Consider the following 15,539-nt stretch of genomic DNA (forward strand, 5'->3'; position numbering starts at 1 on the left):
CCCGCGGAGCGGGTAAAACCCTGCTGTGCAGGGTTCAAGGGAATCCCCGTGCGCTGCACGGGGATTGACGGAGAGACACCTCCCCGCTGCGCGGGGAGGTCCGGCTCGGCGCTGCGCTTCGAGCCGAGGTCCCTTCCGCTGCGCTTCAGGGACCTGTGAGTCTGCTGACGCAGACTCACGCGGCCCCGGTTCCCGGGGCCTTGAGGGTCCGTCCGCTGCGCTCCCGGGACCCAGCCCGCTTCGCGGGCGGCTGGCTGCGAGGGAACCGGGAGCAGGTGTTTCCTTCGCAGAGAACTTTCCGGGAATCCTGATTCGGGGGTGATGCCTCCCCGGCTGGAGACCCGGGAGGTTGTGCTGCGGGATGTCCGGGCGGGTGTGGTGATGTCAGTTCCGCTTTGCTGCACAGACATCCAGGTTGCTCTCCTGCCCTTGTTATCAGTTTCGGGGTGTGTACCAGGGCACCAGGCGCAGCAGGAGGTCGAGGGTGTGGCGGGCTGCTGTGCGGGGGGCGGTGGTGGGGGCGAAGGCTGCGGCGAGGGCGAGGGTGGCGGTGGTGGCGCCGAGGGTGGCTGTGAGGGCGATCAGGATGCTCTCCAGGTGGCCGGGGTGGTGGAGGGCGTCTGCGATGGTGATGGTGATGGTGAGGAGCAGGGTGGTCAGGGCGGTGGCCGTCCTGGTGCGGGTTCGGTGGTTTGGGGTCATGGTCGGACTGGATTCCTTGGAGTTGGCGGGTTGCTGGTGGTGCTCGAGACCAGTGAGCCAGAGGGGGATTTCCGTCGGAAATGGCACGTCTCGGGGTTGTAATGGTGGGCATGGCACGAGGAGCGCCGAGTCCGGCTGATCTGCAGGTGGTGCGTGAACTTGCCGTGCGGGAGGTGGTGGTGACGGCGAGCCAGTTGGAGAGCTGGCGGCGGGCGGGGATGTTGCCGCGGCATCGGCGGCGAGGTCTCGGGCGTGGCCGGGGTTCGGTGGTGGACGCGGTCGATCCTGTGGTGGTGGAGAGCGCGGCGGCGCTGGCGCGGCATCTTCGGCAGGGGCGGGATCGGCGGCTGGCCGTGCTGGAGTGGTTCGCCGAGGCCGGCATGCCCGTGCAGCCGGGGGCGGTTCAGGTGCCGGAGCCCCCGGTCGGCGCCGTGCGTCAGGCTCTCTGTGGGTGTTGGAGAGGTCGGTGTCGCAGCGGCTAGTGGAGTTTGCTCCCAGCGCTGCCGGGGCGGGTGAGGAAGGGCAGGATGCGCTGTATGCGGTCGCAGTACGGCTCATGGGGCCGTACCGCGGGGCGGCGAACCCCGCCCTGGTGCGCGCGGCGCTCGAAGCGGGCGAGGACGTGCCGGTCGAGGCGGAGGGGCCGGACTTCAAGAGCATGGTGCACCTGGTCGCCGCGATCGGTCTGGGGGCGCAGGAGGTGGGGGCGGATGCGCTGGCCGAGGCGTTCGCCGCGTTCGGCATGTTCGGGCTGACGGTGGAGGACTGGGCGCAGGCGCTCGGCGCGGCGGAGCGCGGCGAGGGGCCACCGGTGGACTGGGGGCTGCTCCAAGAGCATGCGGATGTAGTGGGTCAGGTTCAGCGGGCGAGCGATGAGGAGTTGGTGCGGGCGCGCACGGTGCTGATCGGCCTGCGCGGGTTCTACGGGCTGTACGTGCTGCACGGGCTGCTGATGCCGGACACGCCGGCACTGGCCGCGCTGCGGCAACGGATCGACGAATGGGGCATGTTTCCAGTCCTGGACCACGTCATCGCCGTCAACCCCTCCCCCAGACAGTTCGCCGAGTCCCTGGCGGTCTGCCTCGAGCCGCCCTTCGGCAACCTGTACGAGGCACTGAGGGAGCAGCTCGCAGAGGATCCGAACATCTTCCGCATCCCCGGCGACGAGACGGGGGCCGTCGGCTTCGGGGAGACGTGGATGCGCACCATGCGCGAGCTGACGAACGGCAGGCAGAAGGTGGGCAGTTATGCGGTCGACGCCCTTGGAAAGCCAGGCTGAAAGATCTTGAAGGGGCTGGTCGGCGGCTCGGTTATCCGTATGGCCGCGGTGCGTGGCCTTGTGACTCTACGCGCGTCCTCCATGGAGCTTTAGTGCAACTTGTCTGACTCATATGGTAACTGGCATCCTGTCAGGGCACGTCAGTGGTCCTGACGACCTGCCAGCCCCGTGCCGCCGTCGGCGGAGAGGGCGTGAGCCGTGCGCTGCGGAAGGCCTCAGTTCCAGGGGGGCGCCGGTAGCGCGCCCAGTCTCCGGTGGTGGACTCGAAGGGGCAGACGGTCTTCGCCGGTGCGCGCTCGGAGCACGTGACGGTGACGGCGGCCCGTGCGGGTGCTCCCTGGACCGGAGTTCCTGCGTCTCGGGTGCGTGCCGCACCCGGCAGGACCGCCGGATGCGTTCGTTCGCACCCGGGGTCATGAGGGCTTCCGGGAGAAGGACCGTCTGCTTCGATGTCTACCCGTAAGGCCCCCGAGGGGCCCTTCCCGTATCCGACCACCACTGAGTGGGCGGATCACCTCTACGAGGCCATCACCAACACGTGCGCGGCCGAGGGCTTCGCGCCCGTTCCCCGGCAAGCCGTGCTCGAAGCGCTCGCCCCGGCGCTCGGCCAGGGCGAGGCCAAGCGCGTCATCGAACGCCGGCGCGACGGCCGGGTCCTGCGCGCGACCGCCTACCACGTCGAGCAGCGCGGTACCGACGGGGCGCTGCTGCTGCTGAATGTGGCCCTGCACGGGGCGGCGACGCTGCCCTGGGCCAACAACGACCGCACGCGCAGCGAGTGGCTGCATCCCTCGCCCGACAACCTGTCCCGCATGGAGGAGCTCGTCGACCAGCAGCGGGCGGTGGCCGAGTGGACCATGGCGCGGGAGCGGGCGAAGGCGGCCCAGCGGGCTCTGGCCCCGACCGCGCCTCGGACTGAGAAGGACGCGGCGGTGGCCGCGGTGAAGAACGCCGAGGACGAACTGGCCCGTGCGCAGCGGGAGCTTCAGGTGCGGGAGCGAGCGCTGGGTGGCCGGCGTCCGCTGCCGGTGGTGCGGGCCGTCGTCGAGGACGGGGGGCCGCTGGCCGCGCTCACCACGGAGGAGGTCCGTGCGGAGGTGGCCGTGGAGGTGCAGCGCTACGCCGTGGAGATGCTGCAGCGGCGGGCGCGGCTGCGTTCCTACGACCTGGCGGAGTCACTGGTGCAGGAGGGCCAGCGGGAGTCCACCGTGGTGGTGCTGCAGCGGACCCCGGTGGTGGGCCGGGACGGGTCCCGGCGGCACATCTGGCGGGGACGCCAGGTCACTGGCAACAACCGCGGGGATGCCCGCCTGCAGGTCTTCGAGCTGGTAGCGCAGCAGCTGCTGTCCGGGGTTCCGCAGTATCTACTGCGGCTGGAGGGGGAGGAGGAGAACCGGCGGCTGGTCCTGCTGGGGCTGGGTGAGATCCTGCGCCGGATCAGCACCCTGCTCAACACCGAGTACGCCGACCCCGACCGCGATCAGGAAGGGCGTGCGGAGCGGGCGCTGCGGATCGCCCAGGTGCCCGCCCGAGTCGTGGTCGGCGCCAGGACTCCGGAGCGGCTGGAGGAGTCTCTGCGCCAGCTGAACGTGCACGACCATCTGCGCGGCCAGCTGAACTACGGCGACATGGACCGCAGCCTGGGGCTGTGGTCGACCCTGGTCAAGGCCTACCAGGCCAAGGGTGTGCTGGGCGAGCTGCTCGCCAAGGAGGTCGCCCAGGGCCGCCTCCGGGCCGGGGACCTGGACGAGGACGCGATCTCCGACGCCCTGGTCGGGGCTCGGGCTCTGGACGAACTCGCCGTGCTGCTGCCTCCGGGCGATGAGGTGAGCCCTCTGACCCTGCGTGATGTCGCGGTCCGCTGCGCGACCGTGATGGTGTTTCCTCCAGTGCCGCCGCGCCCAGAGAACCTGCCGCCGCGGGCGCACATGCCCACCGGCCGGTACTGGCCGGTGGTGCGCACCGCCCTGCAGGAGGCTTCCTGGGCCCAGTCGAGCACGGCCCGGACCGATCGCCGGACGGACATGTGGGCGGCCGTGGTCGCCCAGCACTTCGCCCACCGCGGCAACCCGCTCGCCGCCCGGGGCCTGTTCACCGCGCGCGACGTGCAGTACGGGGTGCGGCAGGACGCGCGGAGCCTCGTCTCGCTGCTGACCGCCTGCCGCCAGGGGGATGCCGAGGCCTGGGAGGTCATGGTGCGGCAGCACCTCGTGCCCGGGTTGATCAACGCGCCCGAGCCGTTCGTCACCGCCGGGCAGGGATCCGAGAAGGGCGAGGACCGCAAGGGCGTGCGACGCACGCCCGTCAACGCGGTCCAGGCGCTGGTGAACGCCTACACCGCCCCTCCGGAGGGTGTGACGCGCGAGCTGCTCATCGCGTTCGCCGAGGCGGTCCTGCGGGCCCCCGAGTGCGCGGGTGGGGCCGACCTCGTGCCGGGCACGTTCTGGGCACCCGACGCGCACGGCAACCCGCGCGAGGGCACACTCGCCGACAAGGGGTGGTTCGACACGACCTTCCCCAAGATCGCGTCCTCAAGGAAGCGTAAGACCGCCGAGTCTCCCGTGGACGACTCCACTGGCGACGAGAGCGAGAAGGGCGAGGAGAACAGTACGTCGGCCGTGGAGCTCGACGAGGAGATCCCGGAGGACGCGCTCACCCGCATGACCCGCCTGCGCTCGGACCTGACCTCCATGGTGGACAGCAGCAAGGACAGCGTCGCCACCGCCGCGGAACAGCTACGCACGCTCCTGAGGCACATCGAGGACGCTGTGCAGGCCCGCGAGGAGGCCGGTGCCCAGAAGGAACACCCGGACGCGCGGATCCTGTACGCAGAGGAACTCGGCGAGATCAAGAAGCAGGGCGTGGAGATCACCCAGCTGCTGGACGCGGCCGCCCTGGCGGTGATGTCACTGTGAGCTCCGTGCCTTCGGACTGCTGCCCCGAGCCGGTCCCCGGGCCGGTGGTCGACGGGCGCACGCTCCGCCATGCGCGGACGGCGCTGGGACCACTCGCACGCGGCGACTGGCCCGCTCCGCACAGCCTCGTCCCCGAGCGCCGTGCGCACACCCTCGCGGAGCTGGACGACGTACTGGCCGGGCTGTACCTGGTGGTCGACGTCGACGGGCGGCTGCGGTGGCTGGGCAAGGCACACCGCGACGGCGGAGTCGGCGCCCGGCTGCGGGATCACTTCCGTCATCCCGAGCGCTCCCGCGTCTACGCGGGGGTGTTCGTCGTGGAGGCCGATCCGTTCAGCCCACCGCAGGCGATCAAGGCCGCCGAGGGCTGGGCCGCCGACCTGATCGGGCTTCGCGGCCGCATGGGCCCGCGTACGTGGCCCGCGGTCACTCAGGAGCAGTGGCTCGCCCTGGTCACCTCCCGGCCCGCGCTCCGCGTCGGCCGTCCCCGGCCGGCCGGGGACGACACCGGTGACCACTCGGCGGCACCGGCCTGACGGACCGGACCCGCTCCGCGAACGGGTGCCCCCCGGCCGCCGCTTAAAGGCGTGCCGGGGAGCACCCTGCCGGTGGGCGTGGGGGCAGAGCTCAGCAGGGGCCGCACCGAGGCCTAGGGACGTCGGTGCGGCGCGAGACCGTCGTCAGGTGTGCGGCGACGCGATGATGTCCTTCTTGTTCTGCTCCGACAGCGTGGTGTCGGGGAACGACGGCATGTTCTGCGGGCCGGTCTGCATGGCCTCGTAGAGGTGCTTCGGGTCCACGCCCTCCAGCGTCGGGGCGTACTTGCCGTGCGTCAGCGCACCGCCCTTGCCGATGGAGTTGAGGCATGCGCGCAGTTGTTGCGGAAGAGCTCGCGGCCTTGGCGATGTCCGCGCCCTCGGGGCCGTACTGGTCCTCGGTCGGCACGGAGGGGCCGGCACCGAGGGAGGAGATGAACGCGGCGAGCTGGTCGATCTCGGCGAACGCGGCGTACAGCCCCCCCCCGTGCACGCCAGCGCGAGGAGGAGGACGACGAGCGCCGCCAGCGGATGGCGTCGTCGTGCGGAGAGCTTTTTCACGGATTACCCCGGTGTCAGGATCTTCTGCGTCGATGCTTCTGGGAGGTGCGCGGATGAACGCGCGCGGGGACGGGCCCGGTTACTTGATCATGTAGATCGTGGCGAAGAGGCCGATCCAGACGACATCGACGAAGTGCCAGTAGTAGGACACAACGATGGCGGCGGTCGCCTGCTCGTGGGTGAACCTGCGGGCCGCGTACGTCCGGCCGAGGACCAGCAGGAACGCGATGAGGCCGCCCGTCACGTGCAGGCCGTGGAAGCCGGTGGCCAGGTAGAAGACCGAGCCGTACGGGTCGGAGGAGAGCGAGAGCCCGTCCTTCTTCACCAGCTCGGTGTACTCGAAGACCTGGCCGCCGATGAAGATCGCACCCATCACGAAGGTGACGATGAACCACATCCGGAGCTTCTTCACATCACCGCGCTCGGCGGCGAACACGCCGAGCTGGCAGGTGAGGGAGGAGAGCACCAGGATCGTGGTGTTCGTGGCCGAGAACGGGAAGTTCAGGGCCTCGGCCATTTCCTTCCAGTGATCAGGACCCGTCACCGATCGCAGGGTGAAGTACATCGCGAAGAGGGCCGCGAAGAACATCAGCTCGGAACTCAGCCAGATGATGGTTCCGACGCTGGTGAGGTTCGGCCGGTTGACCGACGGGTGCGCGTGCCCGGTATCTACTGTCGTTGCTGTCGCCACGACCGACGTTATGTCGGTCGCTTATCCCGCCCTCACTCCGGGGGGTGCCGTTCGGAGTGTTACAGCCCCCGGAGCGGGTGTTGACGAGGTGTTCAGGGGCGTAACGTGCCCTCACGCCAAACCGCGAAGGGAGGAGGAAGGACTGTGTGATCTAGGGGTTTCAATCGACACCCACCCAGGTAGGGTCTGGAAGCGTCCAGCTACCCCTAGGTGGAGGACAGCAGTAGGACGACATCACCGGCCAACCTCACGAAGCTGTGAGGGGGGCACGTCGGTCTCGGCGTCGCTCTTCGCCGATAGGTTCGCAAGAGCGAATTCCAAGGGCCGAAGAAGGTCAGGGAGAGGAGGTCTTCCGCACCTCGTCATCCACGAAGCAAGGGCTGGCCGCACGTCTCGCCAAGATCAGGGCGGCCAGCCCTCGGACAACGACTCCCTGGAAGGGGATCCGTCATGCCGTACCACGGTTCTATCACGCGTACCACCTTCGGCGCTGCGATCGCGTACATGCTCGTGATCGCGGCTCTACTCGGCCTCTCGATGGCGCTGCTGTTGGGCGGTCTCACGCTGGCTGAAACCGGCGCCTGTCTGGGGCCTGTCGCTCCGTACGTCCTGTTCTGGAACCGGCTCCGCCCCGGGCCGGCGCCGATGTACATCTTCACCGCCATCATGATCATGCTGTGCGGCATCACGGCAGTCTGTGCGGTGCCGCTCCATCTACCGATCATCGACATCGTGGTCTTTGTCGGGGCCCTCGCAGGCGGCTCTATCCCGATGCTCTTCGACTGGGCCGCGGCCTATGCCGCGATCACGGCGGCCCAGCAGCTGCAGACCCAGCCGCCAGCGCCTACGGGTCCGGAGCCGCCGCGATCTCCGAGGCTCTTCATGCACATGCTCGTCTTCATCGCCTTCTTGTTCCTCATCCCGCTGCTCATCTTCTGGCTCGTTTTCCTTCGGAGCAGGGGCCCCCGGCGCCGTCTGTAGGGCGCACCCCGTTGAAGCCCTGCTGTGCCAAGCGCTGCGGTAGGGCTTGACGGTGGATCGGCACCGCTGTGAAGTCTCATCGCGGTATCCGCCCGGGACGAGGGTCCGACGACCCGGCCGGGCAGATCGCCTACCTTGAGCAGGAGATCGCCGTCCTGCGACGCAAGCTCGCCGACTCTCCGCGACACACGAGGATTCTCGAAGAGCGGATCGTCGAGCTGCAGACCAACCTGGCCGGCGTCTCCGCGCAGAACGAGCGACTGGCCAACACGCTCCGCGAGGCCCGCGACCAGATCGTGGCCCTCAAGGAGGAGGTCGACCGGCTCGCCCAGCCGCCGGCCGGCTTCGGTGTCTTCCTGCAGGCCAACGAGGACGGCACGGCCGACATCTTCACCGGCGGTCGCAAACTGCGGGTGAACGTCAGCCCGAGCGTCGAACTCGACGACCTCAGGCGCGGCCAGGAGGTCATGCTCAACGAGGCGCTCAACGTGGTCGAGGCCATGGAGTACGAGAGCGTCGGGGACATCGTCACCCTCAAGGAGATCCTCGAGGACGGCGAGCGCGCCCTGGTACTCGGGCACACCGACGAGGAGCGGGTGGTGCGGCTCGCGGAGCCGCTGCTGGACGTCACCATCCGCCCCGGCGACGCCCTCCTGCTCGAACCCCGCTCCGGCTACGTCTACGAGGTCGTGCCCAAGAGCGAGGTCGAGGAACTCGTCCTCGAAGAGGTCCCCGACATCGGCTACGAGCAGATCGGCGGCCTCGGCAACCAGATCGAGGCCATCCGCGACGCCGTCGAGCTGCCGTACCTCTACCCGGACCTCTTCAAGGAGCACGAGCTGCGTTCCCCGAAGGGCGTCCTGCTCTACGGGCCCCCCGGCTGCGGCAAAACGTTGATCGCCAAGGCCGTCGCCAACTCGCTCGCCAAGAAGGTCGCCGAGGTGACCGGCCAGGCCGCAGGCAAGAGCTTCTTCCTCAACATCAAGGGCCCCGAGCTGCTCAACCGAGCGGCAGATCCGCCTCGTCTTCCAGCGTGCACGTGAGAACTTCTTCGACGAGATGGAGTCCCTCTTCCGCACCCGCGGCTCCGGCGTCAGCTCCGACGTGGAGAACACCATCGTCCCCCAGCTGCTCGCCGAGATCGACGGCGTGGAAGGCCTGCAGAACGTGGTCGTGATCGGCGCCTCCAACCGCGAGGACATGATCGACCCCGCCATCCTGCGCCCCGGCCGGCTCGACGTGAAGATCAAGATCGAGCGTCCCGACGCCGAGGCGGCCAAGGACATCTTCGGCAAGTACCTCACCGAGCGGCTCCCGCTGCACTCCGACGACCTCGGCGAGCACGGCGGCAGCAAGGAGACGACCGCCCAGAGCGTGATCCAGACAGCGGTCGAGCACATGTACGCCGAATCCGAGGACTTCAACTCCGGGGCCATGATCGAGAACGTCGTGGGCCGCGCCAAAAAGATCCAGAAGGGCCTCCGCGTCTCCCACCTGCTCCAGGCCTGCGTGGACGAGTTCAAGGAGAACGAGGACCTGCCCAACACCACCAACCCCGACGACTGGGCCCGGATCTCCGGAAAGAAGGGCGAACGGATCGTGTACATCCGCACGCTCATCACCGGAAAGCAGGGTGCGGACACCGGCCGCTCCATCGACACGGTGGCGAATACCGGTCAGTACCTGTAAGCGCAGGACGGCTGCGGGTGCCCTCACTGGGCCTGCCGACTCGTCAACGCCTACGCGGCGGCGATGCACCGGGCCCGCTCGGACTTCGAGGAGGAGAACCCGCTGCGCGACGCCCGGGGCTTCGACCTCGCCCGGGAGGCCGCCGACGCCAGCCAGCTCACCGACGAGGGCATCGGCCTCGCCAACGTGATCCTCACCAACCGTGCGCGGCTCTACGTGGACCACGCCCACCCCGAGTACAGCGCCCCCGAGGTGACCAACCCCCGCGACGCCGTCCTCTGGGACAAGGCCGGCGAGCGGACCATGGCCGAGGCCGCCGAGCGGGCCGCCCAGCTCCCCGGCGCCCAGCCGATCCACCTCTACAAGAACAACACCGACAACAAGGGCGCCTCCTACGGCACGCACGAGAACTACCTGATGAATCTCTCCTCAGCGCCGGACGCGTCTGCCTCAGCCAGGTCAGGCCCCGCCCGCCGCGCGCACCGCCGACCTCACCGAGGTGGTCAGGAAGCAGTAGGGCGGAAAACAGCGGCGGCCTGTCCTCTCCCGCACGGAGTGATGTCGTACGGCGTCAACGGTTGCGCAAATCGGCCCGGAGACGACGCTGCAGCGCCCGATCATCAACACCCGGGACGAGCCGTACGCGGACACGGAGAAATGTCACCACCTCCACGTGATCACCGTGGACGAGGACCCGAGCCTCTCCGAGATCTCGACGTACGTGAAGCTGGGCGCCACCGCCCTCGTCCTGTCCATGATCGAGGACAACTTCATCGCGGTGGACCCGACCAGCCCGTAGGGACACTGCACCGCCTGCCAGTTCGTAGAACTTCATCTGCAACTGGACCGCGGTGAGTGTCCGGTCGCTGCGAGCGTCACCAGGTTGCTTGAGGGGGCTCGCGGAGACCTTCTTACATCGAGGAACGTTCTGTGTGGACGCCGGCGGGCAGACCAAGCCGGTTCGCTCGGTGCCTCCATCCTCCTCAACCACCCCAGTACGACACGAAGACCGGTGACGAACATGTTGTAGGTGCTCTTCTTCTTTCTCACCCCTTACACCAAGCAGGCGCTCTGGCGGCCGAGCCGGCCAGTTCGACTTCCCGTCGCACTACAGCGGCCGCCGCCCGCCATGGCAGTACCGCTCCACACGGCCGCCCCACGCAGCAATTCGCACGCCATCTGGTGGCCGCGTTGTCCACAACCGACGATGTCCAGGAAGGATCACAGGCGGGGGTGTGGTGTGGAGCTGGGAGCGTTCTTCAGTAGCGGCGACGGATGGGCCGAGTCGTGGGTGCTCGACGTGGGGCTGATCGAGTCCCTGAGGTTCGACCCCCCGGACGGTCACACCGATCTGGACGTGGCGATCGCGCTGACCCGGCTCCTGTACGGCGACTTCGTCTCCTACGGGACCGACGGCCGGGACATGCACCTGAACAACGACACCGTGCCCGTCGTCATCAAGGCCCACCGCGCCGTGATCGAACGTCTCGCCCTCGAGCCACCGGCGTGGCCGTTCAGGGCGTTCGACGGCCCGCGCGGATTCGGTACCTACTGGCGTGACAACGGTATGAGCGGCAGCTGGAAGGCCCGCCGGGACTGCGTGGAGGAGATCCTCGGCCCGACCAGGGACGCGCTGGAGGAACTGCAGGAGCTGGAGTACGAGAGCCGGTTCCGCAACGGTCCGGCGGGCAGCTTCAAGAACCTGATCTTCGCCGCCGACGGCGAGAAGCCCGAGCTCGTGCTGCGGGACGCGGTGAACAACGACGTGGAAATCGTCCGCAACGCGCACACGTGCCTGGTGTTCACCGATCCGCTGCCGCCGCAGGGGCTCACCTGGCGGCAGATGGTCGCCTGGTGGACGAAGAACCACCAGAACGGTGCGGACGAGAAGACCGCCGCGAGCGGCTTGTACCGGCGTCTGTACCGGTCGCTGGACTCCGTACCTGAGCAGCTGGTGATGCGGACGTACTGTGCCCGCTACGCCGAGGACGGCGGCTTCGACCTGCCCGCGCTGATCCCGCAGGTCTACCTTCACTACGACCCGTACACCCGCCGCAGCGGCAAGCAGTCCGGCGCGCTGCCCCGGCAGCGGATGGACTTCCTGCTACTGGCCCCGGACCGCTCCCGCATCGTCATCGAGGTCGACGGCGTCCAGCACTACGGACAGCCGAAACCGCCCGACGAGAAGGGGCGGATCACCCATACCGCCGTGCCGCGGCTGTACGCGGAGATGGTCGCCGAGGACCGGCGGCTGCGGCTGGCCGGGTACGAGATCTACCGCTTCGGCGGCTGGGAGCTCTGCCAGCCGCACGGCGGAGAACTGGTGGCGGACTTCTTCACCGAACTCCTCGCCCGACACCGGAAACCGGCCTTGTAGATCGCCGCCGCTGAGCGGGACCACTTGTGTGGACGATGGCCCTCGTCGTCCGACTGAATGATCTTGAAGGAGCTGGTTCGCTGCCCGGTTGGGCATTTGGCCACCGTGCGTGTCTGAGCAGGCGCTTCATCTACGTCGCAGTGACCGGGTGAGGTCCTCAGGCCGGCACCGCGGGCGGTGTCGGCCTGAGGAGGGGCAGGCGCGGGCCAACGCGCTTGCCGAGGTCCTGATGCGGTTTCGGGTGTGCGACCAGTAGCCGTGTCAGGAGCACCGGCGGCGGGCCGTCGGTGCTGTGATGTGGCTACCGTCCTTCTGAGGGGTCTAGGCCGCAAGCCGGCTGGAACAAACGGCGGGCCGGGGCAGGTGTGGGAGGCATGCGGCTGTCCGCTGCTGGAGGGGCGGCGCTTGTGGCCGACAACGCCCGGCAGGTCTCCCGCGGAGCACGGAACACCAGCGAAGCCGTGATGCCGCAGAGCGGACATATCGCCCACCGGTGGCGGGCGGAGGGGGGCTGACGGGTGGAAGACTGTCTGCCGCGCAGCCGCTCTCGGCAGGGCCAACTGCCCGTGTCTGCACCCCTTTTGCGACCAGTAGCCTCCCGGCCCCGGCGTATCCGCCGACGGCCCTGTCAGGACGGACCCCTCCACCATGAACGAACACGGCCCTCTTGCCCGCTCCGGCGGCCCGAGTCGGCTCTGCACCTGCGCGGCGGACTCCACCGGGCATCTGGGGCCCACGCACGCGTTGATCCTGCTGATCGCCCTCCAAGCACTGGGCAGCGGCCTGTTCCTCGCCGGTACCTCCCTCAGCACCGTCTTCGCGCTCGTGGGCGGCCTGGGAGCGATCGGCGCGGGCACCCTCACGCTGGCGCGCGGAGGCCGCCGCCTGGCGGCCGTGATGGTCGAGGCCGCTGTGCGCTCCGGCGCGGGCAAGTAGGGGGGCGGATGTGTCCCGCTCTGCCCTTGCCTGCGCTCCCAAGCGCCCGTTCGCGGCTCTCGCCAAGCACCTCATCGGCCTGCGCCGTGCCGCGCGACTGCCCCAGCGCGCCCTCGCCGACGTCGCCGCCATCTCCCGCACGGCCGTCCAGCGCGCCGAGTCCGGCATCGCGGCGCCATCGCCCAGCGTCCTCGACGCCTACGTACGGGCCTGCCGTGCAAGCCCCGAAGACCTGGCCCGGGCACGGCTGTTGCGTCGCTACGGCCGTATCGCCCAGCGCGGCCGGCTGCGCTCCCTGAGTGCGCCCTCCCCCGCGCTCCTTCACAGCGCAGACGACCTCGGCCTGGCGCTCGCGGCAATGTACGAGCAGGACGGCGCGCCCGCTCTGCGCGAGTTCAGCCGCCGCGTGACGCACCGGCCTCCGCTGCCGGTGACGAGCGTGTGGCGGTGGGTGCACCGAAAAGGCCTGCCGGCCAGCACCGAGCAGCTGGTGACATACCTGATGGCGTGCGGGATCAGTCCGGCGGAGCAGCGCCTGTACGTTCGGGCCTACCAGCGGATCGTCGCCGGACGCGGCGAGCGTCCCGGACCCCCGCGGACGCGGCACCGGGCCGCCGCCCGCCCCGACGAACTCGCCCACTACACCGACAAGATCAGCCCTTCGTACCGAAGTCTGCTGGACAGGCTGTCCACCGTGGACGTCGAGACAGCCCTCACCGTCGGCGTGGCCTACGTCTATGCCGAGCAGTCCCAGCGCAATGGCGTCGCTCCCATCGCTTTCCAGCAGTTCTTCCGCACCACCCGCCGACTGTTCGGTGCCGACACCCGGCCCGCCCAGCTCGAGGCAGTCCTTGCGACTGCGTCGCCCGCCGGTGACGCCCTGTCCGTGTCCAGGCGTCCGTCGCCTGCGGCAGCCCCCGATGACGCCACCGGGGCGCCCGCTCGATAATCAGCCGGCTGACGCGGCGGCGCGGTCAGGTCAGGCGCTGGGCAGCCGGCCCGGGACGGTGAGCTCAAGACGGGTACCGCGGCGGATCTCCCGGGAAGATCTGGTTGGCGCTGGGTGCTCCTTGGGTGACGTACCGGACGATGCGGTAGACCTCGTAGCGCAACTGGCCGTCGCTCAGGTCGAAGGCCTCGTGCTGAAGCCGGTCGAGCCGTAGGCGGCCGGTGGCCGCACGGCGCAGCGCAGCTTCTGCGAGCGGTCCGTAGGCATGTCCGTCGTGGACGGTGAGGCCGTCTTCTATGTTCTTCACGGTGCTGTTCCTTTCGGCCCGCATACCGGTGCCTTCGGGGTGAAGACGGTCTGCCGGTTCCGGACGGGCGGGAATGTAGGGCGTCTGCACCCTTACCGTCTCGCGCAGCCCGGAGGCTGGTGAACGGTCGGCAGGCGGTGGACGGTGCGGACGGCAGATCTTGCCCGGTGGTCGGAGCGCGCCGGGCGGCGGGCGCGCTCCGCTCCCGGATTCACTCAACCGGCACACGGCTGCGTCCAGGCGGACGGCGGGTGGATCGCCAGCGCTCGGAGGCGGGGGGCCATCCGCTCCGGGCGGGGCGGCCCTTATGACCGGTTCTGGCGTCTGACCTGTGTTGATGCGTCGAACGTGAAAGGTACGTCGTTTCCGGGTTCTGTGTGATCGGCTCGCACTCGCGGTCCGCGCGCTGCCACCATCGGCTCACCGCGCCGGGCGAAGTCCCGCCAGCCCGCGGCCGTTCGACATTCCAGCCCACGCACCAGGAGATACCGTCATGCTCGTGCCCCCGTCGACCGGCGCCGCCGGCGCCCAGTCGGCCGCCCCGGCCGCGATCCGGCGTCTGGGAGGCGGTGAGGCCTGTGTCCTCATCGCCTCCATCGCCGCGGTGACCGTGCTCGCCATCCTTCAGCGCCCGATTCCTGCCGTCCTGACGGCGCTTGTCGCGGCGGTCTGTCTCCTGCTGCTGCCCGGCTGCGCGAGCCGCCTGCTCGCCATGCTCGCCTCGGGAAGCCGGGAATGAGCGCGGGTCGGATCGGCAGGCGGACGGGTGAGCCGGTGGAACTGACCGAGCTGCGCGGCTGGATGCGTAACGCCAAGGGCAGATGGACCTTCGACCGCATCGTCCGCCGCGCGGCGAAGGCCGGGATGCCTGTCTCCGACAAGACCCTGCGGCGAGCTCTGACCTTGGGCAGTGGGCTGCCCAGGCGGTCCACCGTTCTGGCCTTTGCCCGGGGGGCTGCTGCCGACGTGGCCAAGGCCGGCCTGTTGTGGGAGGCGGCCGCGGCCGCCGTCCGCCCTCAGCCGGTCCTGGCGGCCGGGAACCGGTATGTACCGGGCCGGTTCACCACCCTGTCCGGGATGGGCAGGGCCATGGCCCTCATGGGCGCCGCCGCCGGCGGTCCCACCCCGGGCGCGATCGTCGCCGCGGGCGGAGGCCGGTTCTCCCGCAGGGCTCTCGACAACGCCCTGAACGGTCGGGGGCTGGCCAGTGAGCAGCTGCTGATCGACTTCGCGGCCGCCATCGGTGCCGGCGAGAAGGCCACCCGGGCCCTGCTGGACGGTCGCGCAAGGATCCTGTCCGGGCCGCCTGGGCCGGTGTCCTCCTACCCGTGCGCGATGTACGAGTGGCTCGAGGTGCGGCGCCACCAGGATGAGACCGTCCGGTCGTGGCTCGCGGAGCCCGAACTCGACTGGTACGACCAGCAGCTGCGTGACGAGGAAGAGGCCGAGCACCGGCGCAGGGTCGCCTGGATCGACTCGCTCACCGAAGCCGAGTTCGACGAGCTGGAGCGACAGACGAGGCTGGCGGCCAGCGTCCAGGGCGACCTGCGCGCCGAGCTGGCCGCGTACCTCGAGCGCGCCCGCTCCGCCGACGAGGTCGGCCGCTGACCCAGCCG

At 69.6% G+C, this 15,539-nt stretch carries 12 protein-coding genes and 4 pseudogenes; 12 read left to right on the forward strand and 4 right to left on the reverse strand.

Annotation, left to right across the window (positions count from 1 at the left end; genetic code table 11):
* Positions 1 to 435 precede the first annotated feature (435 nt).
* Positions 436 to 702, reverse strand: a complete 267-nt coding sequence (locus tag ACZ5DS_RS34030; protein ID WP_468246302.1) for a hypothetical protein — start codon at positions 700 to 702, stop codon at positions 436 to 438.
* 451 nt (positions 703 to 1,153) lie between these two features.
* Between ACZ5DS_RS34030 and ACZ5DS_RS34035 the strand changes: the two genes are divergently transcribed.
* The 3 genes from ACZ5DS_RS34035 to ACZ5DS_RS34045 all read left to right on the forward strand — a co-directional run bounded on the left by ACZ5DS_RS34035 (position 1,154) and on the right by ACZ5DS_RS34045 (position 5,432).
* Entirely contained in the window at positions 1,154 to 1,981 is an 828-nt protein-coding gene (locus ACZ5DS_RS34035) for a hypothetical protein (protein WP_468246305.1), read from the forward strand.
* Positions 1,982 to 2,430: 449 nt separating this feature from the next.
* The gene (locus tag ACZ5DS_RS34040) at positions 2,431 to 4,896 is read left to right on the forward strand and encodes a hypothetical protein (RefSeq protein WP_468246306.1); all 2,466 of its coding nucleotides are present in this window, start codon (positions 2,431 to 2,433) and stop codon (positions 4,894 to 4,896) included.
* 5 nt (positions 4,897 to 4,901) lie between these two features.
* Complete coding sequence (locus tag ACZ5DS_RS34045; protein ID WP_468246308.1) at positions 4,902 to 5,432, forward strand: hypothetical protein; 531 nt, start codon at positions 4,902 to 4,904, stop codon at positions 5,430 to 5,432.
* A gap of 159 nt (positions 5,433 to 5,591) precedes the next feature.
* Here the strand turns inward: ACZ5DS_RS34045 and ACZ5DS_RS34050 are convergent.
* A pseudogene (locus tag ACZ5DS_RS34050) lies at positions 5,592 to 5,993 on the reverse strand (c-type cytochrome); the annotation flags it as partial.
* A gap of 79 nt (positions 5,994 to 6,072) precedes the next feature.
* Positions 6,073 to 6,684 (reverse strand): aa3-type cytochrome oxidase subunit III, encoded by a 612-nt coding sequence (gene ctaE / locus ACZ5DS_RS34055; protein ID WP_468246310.1) that lies wholly within the window; start codon positions 6,682 to 6,684, stop codon positions 6,073 to 6,075.
* A 450-nt stretch (positions 6,685 to 7,134) separates the two neighbouring features.
* Between ctaE and ACZ5DS_RS34060 the strand changes: the two genes are divergently transcribed.
* From ACZ5DS_RS34060 to ACZ5DS_RS34090, 7 genes and pseudogenes are all read left to right on the forward strand, one after another.
* Positions 7,135 to 7,665, forward strand: a complete 531-nt coding sequence (locus ACZ5DS_RS34060) for a hypothetical protein (RefSeq protein WP_468246312.1) — start codon at positions 7,135 to 7,137, stop codon at positions 7,663 to 7,665.
* Positions 7,666 to 7,721: 56 nt separating this feature from the next.
* Positions 7,722 to 9,354, forward strand: a pseudogene (gene arc / locus ACZ5DS_RS34065) (proteasome ATPase).
* Positions 9,355 to 9,390: 36 nt separating this feature from the next.
* Positions 9,391 to 9,777: pseudogene (locus ACZ5DS_RS34070) on the forward strand (proteasome accessory factor PafA2 family protein); the annotation flags it as partial.
* A gap of 166 nt (positions 9,778 to 9,943) precedes the next feature.
* A pseudogene (locus ACZ5DS_RS34075) lies at positions 9,944 to 10,170 on the forward strand (proteasome accessory factor PafA2 family protein); the annotation flags it as partial.
* A gap of 424 nt (positions 10,171 to 10,594) precedes the next feature.
* Positions 10,595 to 11,731, forward strand: a complete 1,137-nt coding sequence (locus tag ACZ5DS_RS34080; protein ID WP_468246313.1) for a PDDEXK family nuclease — start codon at positions 10,595 to 10,597, stop codon at positions 11,729 to 11,731.
* Positions 11,732 to 12,379: 648 nt separating this feature from the next.
* Positions 12,380 to 12,667 carry a hypothetical protein gene (locus ACZ5DS_RS34085; protein ID WP_468246315.1) on the forward strand — a complete coding sequence of 96 codons (288 nt, stop codon included), beginning with the start codon at positions 12,380 to 12,382 and terminating at the stop codon, positions 12,665 to 12,667.
* Between the two features lie 10 nt (positions 12,668 to 12,677).
* A complete protein-coding gene (locus ACZ5DS_RS34090; protein WP_468246318.1) occupies positions 12,678 to 13,616 on the forward strand; it encodes a helix-turn-helix domain-containing protein in 939 nt (312 codons plus the stop codon).
* A gap of 64 nt (positions 13,617 to 13,680) precedes the next feature.
* Here the strand turns inward: ACZ5DS_RS34090 and ACZ5DS_RS34095 are convergent, their stop codons facing one another.
* Positions 13,681 to 13,923 carry a hypothetical protein gene (locus tag ACZ5DS_RS34095; RefSeq protein WP_468246319.1) on the reverse strand — a complete coding sequence of 81 codons (243 nt, stop codon included), beginning with the start codon at positions 13,921 to 13,923 and terminating at the stop codon, positions 13,681 to 13,683.
* A gap of 493 nt (positions 13,924 to 14,416) precedes the next feature.
* Between ACZ5DS_RS34095 and ACZ5DS_RS34100 the strand changes: the two genes are divergently transcribed.
* On the forward strand, positions 14,417 to 14,662 hold the full coding sequence (locus tag ACZ5DS_RS34100; protein ID WP_468246321.1) for a hypothetical protein: 246 nt from the start codon (positions 14,417 to 14,419) through the stop codon (positions 14,660 to 14,662).
* Positions 14,659 to 15,531 (forward strand): hypothetical protein, encoded by an 873-nt coding sequence (locus tag ACZ5DS_RS34105; protein ID WP_468246324.1) that lies wholly within the window; start codon positions 14,659 to 14,661, stop codon positions 15,529 to 15,531. Before ACZ5DS_RS34100 ends, ACZ5DS_RS34105 begins: the two co-directional genes overlap by 4 nt.
* Positions 15,532 to 15,539: the final 8 nt, after the last annotated feature.

It is taken from the genome of Streptomyces sp. NPDC031100 (assembly GCF_055570785.1).